Here is a 13,597-nt window from a genome sequence, read left to right as displayed (position 1 = left end):
TATGGCCCATAGTGAATCCAATGCCACTGCTTCCCTCGATCTCTCCTTGCTGCGTACCTTCCTCGCCGTCCATCGCGCGGGGTCGTTCACGGCGGCCGCGCGGCTGCTCGGCCTGTCCCAGCCGACGGTGACGACGCAGATGCGGTCGCTGGAGGAACAGGTGGGGCGGGAACTGTTCGAGCGGCAGCCGCGGGGTGTGGTGCCCACATCGGTGGCGGACGACCTGGCCGCGCAGGTCTCGGCTCCGCTGGACGCGCTCGCGGTGATCGCGGACCGCGGCGGGTTCGGCGCCGACCAGCCGCCGGACCCGGTCCATGTGGCGGGCCCGGCCGAGCTGCTGTGCACGCGCGCGCTGCCCGCGCTGGCGCCGCTGGCCGCGCGGGGCGTACGCCTGAGGGTCAGCACCGGTCTGACCGAGGAACTCCTGGACGGGCTGCGCGGCGGCCGCTTCGACCTGGTGATCGCCACTACCCGGCCGCGCGGTCGCACCCTGACGTCCGTGCCGTTGATGGACGAGGAGTTCGTGCTCGTCGCCGCGCCCTCATGGGCCGAGCGCATCGGACCCGCCCGGGTGGCCGCCGAGGGACCCGCCGCGCTGCACGGGGTGCCCCTGGTGACGTACGCCGAGGATCTGCCCATCGCGCGGCGCTACTGGCGCCACGTGTTCGGGGTACGGCTGACCGGGCAGGCCGCGATCACGGTGCCCGATCTGCGCGGCGTCCTCGCGGCGGTCGTCGCCGGCGCCGGCATCACCGTGCTCCCTCGCTATCTGTGCCTCGCCGAACTGGCTTCCGGAGCCCTGGTCCCCCTGTTGGTCCCCGAGGATCCGCCGATCAACACCGGGTATCTCACCCAGCGGCCCGGGGCCTCGGACAATCCGCACGTGGCGCTCGTCCGGGAGCGGCTGCTGCAAGCGGGCCGCACCTGGTGACGGGCTCCTTCGCCACCCCTTCGTCCGCCGGACGAAGGAATACGTCACCTGCCCGGTCCCCGTCCGCATGCGGGCCGGACCCGATGCACGTTGGCTCTCCCTGAGGCAGCACGGGCCTTTCCAATCCTCGGCGGCGCATGGGATGTACCGCCAACCGTGCCGCTGGAGGCCAGTCCTATGCGTACTACTCAGATTCTTCTCCGCTCCGGCCTGACCGTGGCCGCCACCGCTGCGCTGCCGCTCACCCTGGCCGCCCCGTCAGCCGTCGCACTGGGTTCCGGCATCTCCGTCAGCACCACGGGATCCACGGTTTCGGTCACCACCGGCGCCTGTCCGAGCAACGGCAGCAGTTTCGGCAACGCCTCGCTGCTCTCCAGCGGACAGGCGAACTTCGCCCAGGGCCGCCAAATGCCGTTGACCGGGACGAGCACCAGTCAGACTGCGGCCTGGCAAAGCGTCGGCGCCGGCACCTATACCGTCATCGTGGTCTGTCAGGACGGGACGACGGCGGGCACCCAGGCCATCATCGTGGCCGCCCCCTCGACCCCCGGAATCTCCGCTAAGCCCTCGCCGACGCTCGGCGTGCTGGGCGGTCTCGGCGGCACCACCAGGCACTACGGCACCCTCACCCTCGTGGGCGGCGGAGTGCTGGTCGCCACGGGCGTCGGGGCGGCGGCCTGGTTCCTGCGCCGCCGCACGAAGCCCAACCGGCTCTGATCCGGGGTCCGTCGCACGGCGGCCGTCCGCCCGACTCGGGTCGTGGGGCGGCCGTGGGCGGGCACTACCGGCGCTCGGGCTCGGGCAGCGGCTCAGGCTCGGGCAGTTGCTCGAACTCCTCCAGCGCGTGCGTCAGCCACTGCGTCCAGAAGGTCTCCAGGTCGATTCCGGCGCGCAGTACGAGGTGCCGTAGGCGGTCCTGGGGAGTGTCCTTGCCGGGCGGGAAATCGCGCTGCTGGATTTCCTCGTACTCGGCGAGCTGTCGCTGGTGCAAGGTGAGATGGTGACGCAGGTCCGCCCCGATGCCCGCGGTGCCGACGACGGCCGCGGCGCGCAGCCGCAGCAGCATCGTGTCGCGCAGCGGCTTCGGGTCCTGGGACGCGGCCGTCCAGCGGGCCAGTTCGTCGCGGCCCGCGGGCAGCACTTCGTAGCTCTTCTTCTGCCCCCGGGCCGGCTGCTCGGACGGCAGGGCGCGGATGTATCCCTCGGCCTCGAGTTTTCCCAGCTCGCGATAGATCTGCTGATGCGTGGCCGACCAGAAGTAGCCGATCGACTTGTCGAACCGCCGGGTCAGCTCGAGGCCCGACGACGGCCTCTCGAGCAGGGCGGTGAGGATCGCGTGCGGGAGTGACATGGAGTCATCCTAGGGACGGCCGCACGGCGAACGGGCCGTGCGGTGGACGGACCCGTGCGGTGGTCCTGCGGTGGACCCGCCGTCCGGCGCCTACAGGGTCGCCGCCAGCTCCGTGCCCTGCTTGATGGCGCGCTTGGCGTCCAGTTCGGCGGCCACGTCGGCACCGCCGATGAGGTGCACGCTGTGACCCGCGGCGGACAGCTCCTCGTACACGTCGCGGCGCGGATCCTGCCCGGTGCAGAGGACGACAGTGTCCACCTCCAGGACCTGGCTGTGCCCGTCGACGGTGACATGGAGTCCGGCATCGTCGATCAGGTCGTACTGGACACCCGGGACCATGGTGACGCCCCGGTGCTTGAGCTCGGCGCGGTGGATCCAGCCGGTGGTCTTGCCCAGGCCGGCGCCGACCTTGGAGGTCTTGCGCTGGAGGAGGTGGACGGTGCGCGGCGGGGCGGGCCGCTCGGGCGCGGCGAGGCCGCCGGGTGCCCGGTAGTCCATGTCTACGCCCCAGTGCCGGAAGTACGTCGCCGGGTCCTCGCTCGCCTTGTCGCCGCCGTCGGTCAGGTACTCGGCGACGTCGAAGCCGATGCCGCCGGCGCCGAGGATCGCGACCCTGTCGCCGACGGGGGCGCCGTCGCGCAGCACGTCGAGGTAGCCGACGACGCTCGGGTGGTCGACCCCGGGGATCTCGGGGGTGCGCGGGCGGACGCCGGTGGCGACGACGACCTCGTCGTAGGCGGAAACGTCCTCGGCGGCGACGCGGGTGTTCAACCGGACGTCCACGCCGTGCAGTTCGAGCTGGGTGCGGAAGTAGCGGATCGTCTCGTCGAACTCCTGCTTGCCGGGGACCTTGCGGGCCACGTTGAGCTGGCCGCCGATCTCGCTCGCGGCGTCGTAGAGCGTGACGTCGTGGCCGCGCTCGGCCGCGGAGACCGCGCAGGCCAGGCCGGCGGGGCCCGCGCCCACCACGGCGACGCGCTTGCGCAACCGGGTCGGGGAGAGGACGAGTTCCGTCTCGTGGCAGGCGCGCGGGTTGACCAGGCAGGAGGTGATCTTGCCGCTGAAGGTGTGGTCGAGACAGGCCTGGTTGCAGCCGATGCAGGTGTTGATGGCCTCGGGGCGCCCGGCCGCCGCCTTGGCGACGAAGTCGGGGTCGGCGAGCATCGGGCGGGCCAGCGACACCATGTCGGCGTGGCCCTCCGCCAGCAACTGCTCCGCGATGTCGGGGGTGTTGATGCGGTTGGTGGTCACGAGGGGGATCGAGACGGCGCCCATGACCTTCTTGGTCACCCAGGCGTACGCGCCGCGCGGCACGGAGGTCGCGATGGTGGGGATACGGGCCTCGTGCCAGCCGATGCCGGTGTTGATGATCGTCGCTCCGGCCGCCTCGACGGCCTGGGCGAGCGTGACGACCTCCTCCAGGGAGGAGCCGCCCGGCACCAGGTCCAGCATGGAGAGGCGGTAGATGATGATGAAGTCCTCACCGGCGGCCTCACGGACACGCCGGACGATCTCGAGGGGGAAGCGCGTGCGGTTCTCGTACGAGCCGCCCCAGCGGTCCTCGCGTTTGTTGGTCTCGGCGGCGACGAACTCGTTGATCAGATAGCCCTCGGAGCCCATGATCTCGACGCCGTCGTACCCGGCCTGCCGCGCCAGCCGGGCGGCACGCGCGTAGTCGTCGATGGTCCGCTCGATCTCGGCGTCGGTGAGCGCGTGCGGCGGGAAGGGGCTGATCGGCGCCTGCAGGGCGCTCGGTGCGACCAGGTCCCGGTGGTAGGCGTACCGCCCGAAGTGCAGGATCTGCATCGCGATCCGGCCGCCCTCGCGATGCACCGCGGCCGTGATCTCCGCGTGCTGCTCGGCCTCCGCCTCCGTGGTGAGTTTCGCGCCGCCCTCGTACGGCCGCCCCGCCTCGTTGGGCGCGATCCCGCCGGTGACGATGAGACCGACGCCGCCGCGGGCCCGGGTCGCGTAGAACTCCGCCATCCGCTCGAAGCCGCGCTCGGCCTCCTCCAGGCCCACGTGCATGGAGCCCATCAGCACGCGGTTGGGCAGGGTGGTGAAGCCCAGGTCGAGCGGGTTCAGCAGGTGCGGGTAACGGCTCATCGGGCCCTCCGTGCGCGGTGTCGTGTGTCTGTTGTAGACGACGGACCCCGCGTTGTGCAACTAGTTGCATAAAGCGGGGTCCGGTCGAGGACGGGGTCGGTGTCGGGTACGGCCCGGCCCGCAGCCGTCGGCCCCATCCGGTCACGGGCCGGGGCGGCGTGACGGGATGGGGCCGGGGTCGCGGCATGCCGGACGAGGCCCGAGCGCTCAGGGACTGGTGCCGATCACGACGTTGGCGTACAGCTCGTCGCAGACGGCCAGCCTGGCGGTCAGGCCGCTGCGGGCGAAGGCCTCGACCGCCAGGGGTGCCTGACGCTCGCTCGTCTCCACCAGGAGGCAGCCACCGGTGGCCAGCCAGCGGGGCGCCTCGGCGGTGACCCGGCGCAGGATGTCGAGGCCGTCCACGCCGCCGTCGAGCGCGACGAGCGGTTCGTGGTCACGGGCTTCCGCGGGCAGCAGGTCGACCTCGCCCGTGGGGACGTACGGCACATTGGCGGCGAGGACGTCGATGCGGCCGCGCAACGTCTCGGGCAGGGCCGCGAACAGGTCGCCCTCGTGGACGTGGCCGCCGAAGGGCGCGACATTGCGGCGGGCGCAGCGCACCGCGGCCGGGTCGATGTCGGCGGCGTGCAGTTCGGGCCCGTCGAGGGAGGCGGCCAGCGCGGCGCCCACCGCGCCGGAACCGCAGCACAGGTCCACGACGAGGGATGCGTGCGGCGCTTGGGCCACGGCCAGGTCGACGAGGAACTCGGTGCGGCGGCGGGGCACGAAGACACCTTGCTCCACGGCGACGCGCAGACCGTGGAACCCGGCCCAGCCGAGGACGTGTTCGAGGGGCAGTCCCGAGACGCGCCGCTCCAGCATCGCGGTGGCCTCGTCCGGGGTGCGGGCGGTGGAGAGGATCAACTCCGCCTCGTCCTCGGCGAAGACACAGCCCGCGGAGCGGAGCGCGGCGACAAGAAAATCAGCGGAAGAAAAAGGGGGCATGGAAGCCGAGAGCCTTTCGATGAGCCGAAGGGCGCTCTCGCGGTCACCTACAGGCGGTGAGCCGCATCGCCTCGAGGTGAGAGCACCCGACTTGACCTAGCGGTAATGGGTCCCACCTCCTCGGCAACTCCTCGGCTGGGGCGGTCCACAGCCGGGACGGCCACCTTACAGGAACGGGCCGGAGGCCGACCGGTACCTCCAGGTCGAGTTGTACTATGCAACCAGGGGATCGAAGGGAGGTCTCGTGACAGCAGCCGAAGGTTCCGATGCGACCATGGTCACCACCGGAACATCAGCCGCAGAGGCGGCCGTCGAGACCATTCATCGCGAGATGACGGCGTTCGCCCGCCGGGCCAGGGCCTCGGCGGGGCGCATGCATCCGGAGCTGTCCCTGGTCTCGTACACCCTGCTGGGTCATCTGGAGGAGCGCGACGGCTGTCGGGCCACCGATCTGGCCGCGCACTACGCGCTGGACAAGTCCACCGTGAGCCGGCAGGTGGCGGCGCTGGAGCGGGCCGGGCTGATCGAGCGCCGACTCGCCCCCGAGGACCACCGGGTGCAGGTGCTGCACCTGACGGAGGCGGGCACCCGGATCCTCGCCCAGGTCACCGAGAGCCGCCGGATCGCGTTCCGCGAACGGCTCACGGACTGGCCGGAGGAGGACCTGGAGCGGTTCGCCGGGTATCTCGTGCGGTACAACAGGGCATCCCAAGCACCCGTCGGGAAGACCTCCGCGCGCTGAGGAGATCCTCCGTCACCGGGCCCCGGCCGGCTGCCCGTTCGCCAGGTGTTCGGGCACCCGTGCCGCCAGGAAGCGGGTGGTGCGGCGCAGCTTGAAGCCGAGGGACTCGTAAAGCCGGATGGCGTTGGTGTTGCCCGCGGCGGTGTGCAGGAACGGGGTCTCGCCGCGCTCGCGTATGCCGTGCGCGACGGCCAGGATCAGCCGGGACGCGAGGCCCTGGCCCCGGAAGTCCGGGTCGGTGCACACCGCGCTGATCTCGGTCCACCCCGGCGGGTGCAGTCGCTCCCCCGCCATGGCGATCAGCGCGCCGCCCCGGCGGATCCCGAGATAGGTGCCGAGCTCGACGGTGCGCGGCAGGAAGGGGCCGGGCCTGGTGCGCTCGACCAGGTCCAGCATCTCCGGTACATCGGCCGGACCGAGCGGCACCGCCTCGGCGTCCGGTGCCGCGGCGAGCCCGTCGTCGACGAGTTGCACGCCCTCGAGGTTGAAGGTCACCTCCCAGCCGTCCGGTGTCCGCCCGCCGAACCCGGCCAGCGCGGCCTCGCCGCCGGGGCCCACGAGGGCCGCGAGGTCCGCCCAGTCGTCGGCGTCCGGATCGTCGGGCAGGGCCAGCCACGGCGATACGTCGACGGGATAGCGCAGGACGCGGCCGCGCCGCTCGGCGAAGTGGGCGTGCGGGCCGGTCAGCGCGCCGAAGGCAGGGCTGTCCAACGGGTGGGACGCGCTCGCCTCGCTCAGGCTCACCTCGCTCGCGCTCATGCGGATCTCGCTCACGCGGCGACCTCGATCACGATCTTGCCGCGCGCGTGGCCGTTCTCGACCGTGGCGAGCGCCTCGCCTGCCCGGTCGAGCGGGAAGGTCTGTGTGACGAAGGGCCGAAGGCTGCCCTCGGCCACGAGCCGCGCCACCTCGTCGAGGACGGCCGCGGTACGGGCCCGCTCGACCAGTACGCCGCCGAGTCGCGCGACCGTCTCCCGGTCCGCGCCGGTGATCAGCTTCGTACGGTCGGCCACCAGCGTCGCCGCGGCTTCCAGCACCTCGCCCCCGACGAGGTCGAAGACCGCGTCGACTCCGTCCGGCGCCGCCGCCCCCGCCCGCTCCGCGAGGTCGGGGCCCGACGGCACGTGCACGGCCCCGAGCGACTCCACGAAGTCCTTCTTGCCGTCGCTCGCGATCCCGACGACACGCAGCCCGAAGGCGCGCGCGATCTGCGTCGCCGCGACGCCCACACCGCCGCCCGCGCCGGTGATCAGTAGCGTCGCCCCGGCGGGCAGAGCGAGCTGGCGGATCCCGTCGTACGCGGTCGCCGCCGCCACGGGCAGCGCGGCCGCGTCCGTGAAGGAGAGCTCGGCGGGCTTGCGCGCGGTCACCGTCGTGGGCAGCAGGGCGTACTCGCTGTATCCGCCGGCCACCGGATTGCCGAAGACCTCGTCCCCCACCGTGAACCCGGTCACATCGGGGCCGACCTCCTCGACGACTCCCGCGACCTCGCTGCCGAAGACGGCCGGCAGCTCGCCGGCCTCGGCACCGGGACGGCGAAAGCCCGACCGCAGCTTCCAGTCGACGGGGTTCACGCCCGCCGCGCGCACCGCGACGAGCACCTGGCCGGGCCCCGGACGCGGCCGGTCCCAGTCCACCAGGGCCTCGGTCTCCGGGCCGCCGTACCGCGTGAAGACGTACGCCTTGGGCATCTGTCCGCTCCCTCTCTCTCCTTCGGCGTCACCGCCGGTCGCCACCAGAGGCAAGGAAGATCGCGAGGCGGCTATTCCCGGGCCGCCGGAGAGTTCATACGTCCGCAATGATCAGCGCCCCACGCGGGGACGGAGCACCGTCGACCGCCACGTACGGTTGAATGCGTAAGCACCGTCTGGAGGCACCACCCGTCATGAACGTCACCCGAGGCTTCACCGGGCGCCCGCGCACCGACAACGCCGGACTGCCACCCGGCCAGTACGACGCGGGCGACGACTGGCCCGTCCTGTCCGCCGAGGTCACCCCCGACCTGGCGCCCGCCGACTGGACCTTCCGGATCGACGGTCTGGTGGCCGAGCCCCGCACCTGGAACTGGGAACAGGCGCACGCGCTGCCCGCCTCGGCGTACGAAGGCGACATCCACTGTGTGACGAGCTGGTCGAAGTTCGGGGTGCGGTTCGGCGGCGTGTCCCTGGACGCGTTCCTCGATGTGGTGCACCCCGACGGGTCCGCCACCCACGCGGTCGCCTACGCGCACACCGGGTACACCACGAATCTCCCGCTCGCCGACCTCACCGGCGGTCGTGCCTGGATCGTCTGGGAGTACGACGGGAAGCCGCTCCCCGCGGAACACGGTGGCCCGGCACGGCTGATCGTGCCACACCTGTACTTCTGGAAGAGCGCCAAGTGGATCGCGGGACTGCGCCTCCTCGACCACGACGAGCCGGGCTTCTGGGAGCAGAACGGCTACCACGCACGCGGCAACCCCTGGGAAGAGCAGCGCTACTCCGGTGACTGAGACCATGACCGAGACGACGACCAAGGCCTTCCTGCCGCCGACACGCTTCGCCGTGCCCGGGCGGATCGCCGTGAGCAACCGGGCCGCCGCCACCTGGCAGACCGCCACACTCACCGAGATCCGCCGCGAGACGCCGCACGCCGCCACCTTCCGGTTCGCGGTGCCGGAGTGGGCGGGTCACCTGCCCGGCCAGCACCTGATGCTGCGGCTGACCGCCGGGGACGGGTACGTGGCGCAGCGCCACTACTCCATCGCGTCGCCGCCCGACGACGCCGGACACATCGAGCTGACCCTGGACCGTGTCGAGGACGGCGAGGTCTCCGGCTGGTTCCACACCGTGGCCCAGCCGGGTGACTCGGTCGAGGTGCGGGGGCCGCTCAGCGGCTTCTTCGCCTGGCCCGGCGACCGGCCGGCGCTCCTCATCGGCGCCGGCTCCGGCGTCGTACCGCTGATGTCGATGCTGCGCCACCACCGCGCCCGCGGACTGGACGTACCGCTGCGCCTGCTCGTCTCCGCGCGCGGTCCCGAAGAACTCATCTACGCGCGGGAGTACGGCGAGGAGACCACGCTCGTCTTCACGCGCAGCGCGCCGAAGGGTGTCGCCGTGGGCCGTATGACGACCGCGCAGGTGGCGCCGCTCCTGGCCCAGGAGCCTTCCGGTGGGTGGGAGGCCTACGTGTGCGGCTCCAACGGGTTCGCGGAGCACGCGTCGCGGCTGCTGGTCGAGGCCGGGCAGCCTGTGGACCGGATCCGCATCGAGCGCTTCGGCTGACGCCGACGCCGACGCCGACGAGAGCGTCATCGATGCCCACGGTGATCGTCCGGGCAGCCGGCCTCGCGGCGGGAATCGGTGGCACGCCAGTACGCGTCGAGTGCCGCTGGGTGGGCATCGGTCAGGGTGGGCTCCTGTTTGCCGCGTGGACGGGTTCACCGGTTCCGCCGGGGGCTCGGGGGTTCCCGATGGACGCTCGCAGCCGCGGGCGGGGCCTCGGTGGCGAGGAGGTGGAGATGCGCACCCGGTTACCGGGCTGGCGCTGGCGCCGCAACGCGCTGCGCCGCCGCTCGGACGTCATCGAGGCGTGGACGGTGCTGACGGTCGCCTTCCTGTTGTTCGTCGGTGCGCCCCTCGCCGGGGCGGCCGTGGGATGGCGGGTGTACGACGGCGCGCAGGCGCGGGCCGCGGCGCAGCGAGCCGAGCGGCATCAGGTGCGCGCCGTGATCGTCGCCGCGCCCGCGGCGATATCGCTGCAGGGCGGCCCGCAGCCCCCATACCGGGTGAAGGTGCGCTGGACCGAGCCGGGCAAGGGACCCCGGATCGGAGAGGCCCGGGTTCCCGCGGGCACGGGACGCGGCGACCGCGCCGACATCTGGCTGGACTCCCACGGCCGGAGCGTCGGTCCTCCGGTGAACGACAGCGCGATCTGGCAACACACACTGACGACCGGTGTGTTCACCGTCGGCGGCTCCTCGGCCGCCGTCCTCGGCGCTCACTTCGCCGTACGGCGCGTCACCGCACGCCGGCGTCTGGCCGAATGGGAGCGGGACTGGGCGCGTACGGGACCGCAGTGGAGGCGGCACACGGCATGACGGTCGGGTGGCGGACAAACCGTCGCGGCCGGCCGTCGCACCCCGCCCTGGACCGAACAGCCGCTGACCTGCTCGCCGCCCACCACCGAACACCCTCTACGGTGTCGATATCGGCCGGCTGAGCAATCGACACGGAGAGGACGCCATGCCCACGCTGAACAGCCTGTGCGAGGAGCCCGACTTCTGCCTTCGCCTCGCCCTTGGGGGCACGACGGCCGACCGAGTGGTGGATTCTGTACGTGCCCTCTCCATGACCGCGTCCACGGGCAGCCCGCCGGAAGACGTCAGGGACGCGCTGGTGGTGATCGGTGACTTCTGGGACTCCGGGCGGAAGTCCGTCCGTGAGGAGGTCGAGCCGTTGTTGCGCCAACTGTCGCGGCAGCGGGCCGCCGGCCTCGCCGTGGTGGTCCCGCGGCACGGGGCGGAGGCCGTTCCGGTGACCATTCGCAGCTCGGCCGCCCGTCTCGACGTACCGCTGCTGACCACGACGAAGACGCTGCGTGACTGGCATGAACTGATCCCGCGGCTGCGCGAGTTCCGCTATCGGCAAGCCGAGTGGCACGCCGATCAGCTCACGGCCCTGCTGAACCGGCTTCCGGACCGTCTCTGGGAAGCGGACGCAGGCGCGATGCAGCGGATCGCGGACTGGCTGGCGGCGGCCGTGGAGGCGGACGTACTGGTCAGTGATCCCTCGCGCGGTGTCCTGGCCGCGGCGCCGGGCACCCTCGCTCCGCCGCTCGTGCGGCAGGGCGCCCAACTCGTCCATCCGCACCAGGAGTCGGTCCCGCTGAGCGCGACCGGTTCGGCCGCGGTGCTGTCCGTGACCAGCCGCCGTCCGCTCGACGACGTGCGCACCGATCTCCTGCGGCACGCGGCGAAGGCACTGGGCCTGATCGACCAGGCCCAGTTGCAGGACCAAGTGATGGAGGCCCGGCGTGAAGTGCAGTTGAGCGTCTTTCAACTGCTGATGGTGGGTGAGGAGGTGGCCGCGCAGCGTGTCATGGCCGGGTTGGCCCCGGGGCTGTTGGCGACCGAGTCGGTGCATGTCTATGTGATCGACTGCGGGCGGGAGGACCGTGAAGTGGCGGCCCTGCAAGCCGAGGACGCGCTGACCGGACGCGCGCTGCTGGCTCGGTGCCCGGTCTTCAACCACTTGATCGTGGTCGATCCGCTGCCGGCCGTCGCGGACGCTCCCGGAAGCGTCCGCGACGCGCTGGGAAGGATCGTGGCCGAACTCCCCCGGCACCATATGGGCGGCAGCCGGTTGAACGCGCTCAGCAGCGTGGCGGATGCCTACACGCAGGCGGCCAACACCTTGGTGACGGCACGTCAGGTGCCCGGCAGGGTCGCGCTCGCCGAGGAGCGGACCGACTTTGTGGACGTGCTCCCGCCGGACACGGCACGACGCTGGGCGGGCACGCTGCTGCGCCCCGTGCTCACGCTGCCGACCGGGCAGCGTGAGCAGCTCGTAAGGACACTGGAGTTGGGTCTGTGGGCGCAGCACACGGCCGTCAGCCGCCTCCTCGGCGTCCACCGCAACACGGTGACGCACCGCGTCAACAAGGGTTTCGATCTGCTCGGCCTCGACCGCGGCCAGGTCCTCAACCGGGTGGTCGTCTCGACGGCACTCCAGGTCGTCGTCAAGTACGGGCACGACGCGCGCTCGGCCGACCCGGCGGCCGACTTCAGCGCGATGGTGTCCGCTCCGGAGGTCCGCGCGTGGGCCGACTCGTTCCTCCAGCCGCTGCGGACCGACCGCCGCGATCTGCTGCGCACGCTGTGCGTCTGGCTGGAGAACGACACCCACACGCAGCGCACGGCCGCCGCGCTGGATCTGGCGCCGGTGACGGTCCGCAGCCATCTGCGGGCCGCCACTCCCCTGATCCAGCGCGATCTGCTCGTGGGCCCGGACGAGACGGGCGTGCCCGGCGAACACGAGCAGGTGCTCAGCGGTGTACGCCCCTTGGCCTTCGCCCTGCACGCCAGCACCGGCCGCCCCTCCCTGCCGGTCGCCTGACGCCGGACTGTGCACCGGCGACACGAAACTCCGTCCCCCTTGTGCACCGGGAGGGGCCCACTCCGCGTCGCCGGCCCACCGGACCGGGAGACTGTGCACGTGTGACATGGCACGGACGAACCGCGCTCCCTAGCGTGATGCCGGTCCACCCGACACCTATTCACGGGAGCGGAACGTGTTGAGCAGCAGAACGGCGCACCACACCATGCACCACACCACCGCGGTGCCCGCACCGGGTCTGCGACTGGCCAACGTCGGCCGGTGGGCGGGGCTGTCCGAGGACTGAACCTGGCGGCCGTCCGGCCGTACACGTACGGTGTGATCATCCGCACCCATGACGTCAAAGGTGGTCCTTCATGGCCCTGTTCGACCTCCCCCTCGACGAGCTGCGCGAGTATCGCAGTGCCTCCGCCGAACCCGAGGACTTCGACGCCTTCTGGGCCAAGACCCTCCAGGAGACCCGCGAGCACGACCTCGACGCCCGCTTCGAGCCCGTCGAGACGCATCTCAAGACGATCAAGGTGTACGACGTCACGTTCGCGGGGTTCGGCGGGCACCCGGTCAAGGGCTGGCTCACCCTGCCGGCCTGGGCGAACGCGCCGCTTCCCGCGGTCGTCGAGTTCGTCGGGTACGGCGGCGGGCGCGGCCTTCCGCACACGCATCTGCTGTGGGCGTCGGCGGGCTTCGCGCATTTCGTGATGGACACGCGCGGCCAGGGCAGCGCCTGGGGCGGCGGCGAGACGCCGGACCCGGTGGGCAGCGCGCCCGCGTTCCCCGGTTACATGACCCGTGGCATCGACGCGCCCGAGAACTACTACTACCGCCGTGTGTTCACGGACGGCGTGCGCGCCGTGGAGGCGGCCCGCTCGCATCCGCTGGTCGACCCGGCGCGCACCGCGGCCGTCGGCGGGAGCCAGGGCGGCGGCATCACCATCGCGGTGGGCGGCCTGGTCCCCGACCTGGCCGCGATCGCACCCGACGTGCCGTTCCTGTGTGACTTCCCGCGCGCGACGACGCTGACGGACCGCCAGCCGTACCGGGAGATCGGCAGCTACCTCAAGACCCACCGCGGTCGCACCGCGGACGTGCTGCGCACGCTGTCCTACTTCGACGGGGTGCACTTCGCGGCGCGCGGCAGCGCACCGGCCCTCTTCTCGGTCGCCCTGGAAGACCAGACCTGCCCGCCGTCCACGATCTTCGCGGCCTTCAACGCGTGGGACCACGAGGACAAGAAGATAGAGGTCTACGACTTCAACGACCACGAGGGCGGCGGCCCCTACCAGGAGGCGGCCAAGCTGGACTGGCTGCCCGCATACTTCTGAGAGCACCCAGAAGCCCGACAGCCACGACTTCCTTCCAGCCCGACCAGTCGGTACGGTCAGCGA

13 protein-coding genes are annotated in these 13,597 nt (G+C 71.9%); 8 read left to right on the top strand and 5 right to left on the bottom strand.

Annotated elements, in window-relative coordinates; genetic code table 11:
* Position 1: 1 nt before the first annotated feature.
* Together AB0D57_RS27095 and AB0D57_RS27090 are read left to right on the top strand one after the other, a co-directional pair.
* Positions 2-931 carry a LysR family transcriptional regulator gene (locus AB0D57_RS27095; RefSeq protein ID WP_362078154.1) on the top strand — a complete coding sequence of 310 codons (930 nt, stop codon included), beginning with the start codon at positions 2-4 and terminating at the stop codon, positions 929-931.
* 177 nt (positions 932-1,108) lie between these two features.
* On the top strand, positions 1,109-1,648 hold the full coding sequence (locus AB0D57_RS27090; protein ID WP_362078151.1) for a hypothetical protein: 540 nt from the start codon (positions 1,109-1,111) through the stop codon (positions 1,646-1,648).
* Between the two features lie 64 nt (positions 1,649-1,712).
* Here the strand turns inward: AB0D57_RS27090 and AB0D57_RS27085 are convergent, their stop codons facing one another.
* The 3 genes from AB0D57_RS27085 to AB0D57_RS27075 form a co-directional block, all read right to left on the bottom strand.
* The gene (locus AB0D57_RS27085) at positions 1,713-2,282 is read right to left on the bottom strand and encodes a helix-turn-helix transcriptional regulator (protein ID WP_362078148.1); all 570 of its coding nucleotides are present in this window, start codon (positions 2,280-2,282) and stop codon (positions 1,713-1,715) included.
* A 90-nt stretch (positions 2,283-2,372) separates the two neighbouring features.
* The gene (locus AB0D57_RS27080; protein WP_362078145.1) at positions 2,373-4,388 is read right to left on the bottom strand and encodes an NADPH-dependent 2,4-dienoyl-CoA reductase; all 2,016 of its coding nucleotides are present in this window, start codon (positions 4,386-4,388) and stop codon (positions 2,373-2,375) included.
* A 207-nt stretch (positions 4,389-4,595) separates the two neighbouring features.
* On the bottom strand, positions 4,596-5,375 hold the full coding sequence (locus AB0D57_RS27075; RefSeq protein ID WP_362078142.1) for a putative protein N(5)-glutamine methyltransferase: 780 nt from the start codon (positions 5,373-5,375) through the stop codon (positions 4,596-4,598).
* A 274-nt stretch (positions 5,376-5,649) separates the two neighbouring features.
* Between AB0D57_RS27075 and AB0D57_RS27070 the strand changes: the two genes are divergently transcribed.
* Entirely contained in the window at positions 5,650-6,117 is a 468-nt protein-coding gene (locus AB0D57_RS27070) for a MarR family winged helix-turn-helix transcriptional regulator (protein WP_362078223.1), read from the top strand.
* Between the two features lie 12 nt (positions 6,118-6,129).
* Here AB0D57_RS27070 and AB0D57_RS27065 read toward each other — a convergent pair whose 3' ends face one another.
* Together AB0D57_RS27065 and AB0D57_RS27060 are read right to left on the bottom strand one after the other, a co-directional pair.
* The gene (locus AB0D57_RS27065) at positions 6,130-6,876 is read right to left on the bottom strand and encodes a GNAT family N-acetyltransferase (RefSeq protein WP_362078220.1); all 747 of its coding nucleotides are present in this window, start codon (positions 6,874-6,876) and stop codon (positions 6,130-6,132) included.
* A gap of 11 nt (positions 6,877-6,887) precedes the next feature.
* On the bottom strand, positions 6,888-7,808 hold the full coding sequence (locus tag AB0D57_RS27060; RefSeq protein ID WP_362078139.1) for an NADP-dependent oxidoreductase: 921 nt from the start codon (positions 7,806-7,808) through the stop codon (positions 6,888-6,890).
* A gap of 194 nt (positions 7,809-8,002) precedes the next feature.
* Between AB0D57_RS27060 and AB0D57_RS27055 the strand changes: the two genes are divergently transcribed.
* The 5 genes from AB0D57_RS27055 (at position 8,003) to AB0D57_RS27035 (ending at position 13,534) form a co-directional block, all read left to right on the top strand.
* Complete coding sequence (locus AB0D57_RS27055; protein ID WP_362078136.1) at positions 8,003-8,608, top strand: sulfite oxidase-like oxidoreductase; 606 nt, start codon at positions 8,003-8,005, stop codon at positions 8,606-8,608.
* A 4-nt stretch (positions 8,609-8,612) separates the two neighbouring features.
* Positions 8,613-9,380, top strand: coding sequence for a ferredoxin reductase (locus AB0D57_RS27050; RefSeq protein WP_362078133.1), 768 nt, complete (start codon positions 8,613-8,615; stop codon positions 9,378-9,380).
* Positions 9,381-9,568: 188 nt separating this feature from the next.
* Complete coding sequence (locus AB0D57_RS27045; RefSeq protein WP_362078130.1) at positions 9,569-10,195, top strand: hypothetical protein; 627 nt, start codon at positions 9,569-9,571, stop codon at positions 10,193-10,195.
* A 145-nt stretch (positions 10,196-10,340) separates the two neighbouring features.
* Positions 10,341-12,212 (top strand): helix-turn-helix domain-containing protein, encoded by a 1,872-nt coding sequence (locus tag AB0D57_RS27040; protein WP_362078127.1) that lies wholly within the window; start codon positions 10,341-10,343, stop codon positions 12,210-12,212.
* Positions 12,213-12,568: 356 nt separating this feature from the next.
* The gene (locus tag AB0D57_RS27035; RefSeq protein WP_362078124.1) at positions 12,569-13,534 is read left to right on the top strand and encodes an acetylxylan esterase; all 966 of its coding nucleotides are present in this window, start codon (positions 12,569-12,571) and stop codon (positions 13,532-13,534) included.
* The last annotated feature ends 63 nt before the right edge of the window (positions 13,535-13,597 follow it).

It is taken from the genome of Streptomyces sp. NPDC048275, assembly GCF_040652275.1.
Classification (GTDB): Bacteria; Actinomycetota; Actinomycetes; order Streptomycetales; family Streptomycetaceae; genus Streptomyces.
Note: the sequence above shows the minus strand (reverse complement) of the source record. Positions and strands in the feature narration are given on the sequence as shown.

Bases quoted from the DNA above. Each gene is read 5' to 3' on its own strand.
- AB0D57_RS27095 (WP_362078154.1), top strand. From the start codon at position 2: ATGGCCCATAGTGAATCCAATGCCACTGCTTCCCTCGATCTCTCCTTG.
- AB0D57_RS27090 (WP_362078151.1), top strand. From the start codon at position 1,109: ATGCGTACTACTCAGATTCTTCTCCGCTCCGGCCTGACCGTGGCCGCC.
- AB0D57_RS27085 (WP_362078148.1), bottom strand. From the start codon at position 2,282: ATGTCACTCCCGCACGCGATCCTCACCGCCCTGCTCGAGAGGCCGTCG.
- AB0D57_RS27080 (WP_362078145.1), bottom strand. From the start codon at position 4,388: ATGAGCCGTTACCCGCACCTGCTGAACCCGCTCGACCTGGGCTTCACC.
- AB0D57_RS27075 (WP_362078142.1), bottom strand. From the start codon at position 5,375: ATGCCCCCTTTTTCTTCCGCTGATTTTCTTGTCGCCGCGCTCCGCTCC.
- AB0D57_RS27070 (WP_362078223.1), top strand. From the start codon at position 5,650: ATGGTCACCACCGGAACATCAGCCGCAGAGGCGGCCGTCGAGACCATT.
- AB0D57_RS27065 (WP_362078220.1), bottom strand. From the start codon at position 6,876: ATGAGCGCGAGCGAGGTGAGCCTGAGCGAGGCGAGCGCGTCCCACCCG.
- AB0D57_RS27060 (WP_362078139.1), bottom strand. From the start codon at position 7,808: ATGCCCAAGGCGTACGTCTTCACGCGGTACGGCGGCCCGGAGACCGAG.
- AB0D57_RS27055 (WP_362078136.1), top strand. From the start codon at position 8,003: ATGAACGTCACCCGAGGCTTCACCGGGCGCCCGCGCACCGACAACGCC.
- AB0D57_RS27050 (WP_362078133.1), top strand. From the start codon at position 8,613: ATGACCGAGACGACGACCAAGGCCTTCCTGCCGCCGACACGCTTCGCC.
- AB0D57_RS27045 (WP_362078130.1), top strand. From the start codon at position 9,569: ATGGACGCTCGCAGCCGCGGGCGGGGCCTCGGTGGCGAGGAGGTGGAG.
- AB0D57_RS27040 (WP_362078127.1), top strand. From the start codon at position 10,341: ATGCCCACGCTGAACAGCCTGTGCGAGGAGCCCGACTTCTGCCTTCGC.
- AB0D57_RS27035 (WP_362078124.1), top strand. From the start codon at position 12,569: ATGGCCCTGTTCGACCTCCCCCTCGACGAGCTGCGCGAGTATCGCAGT.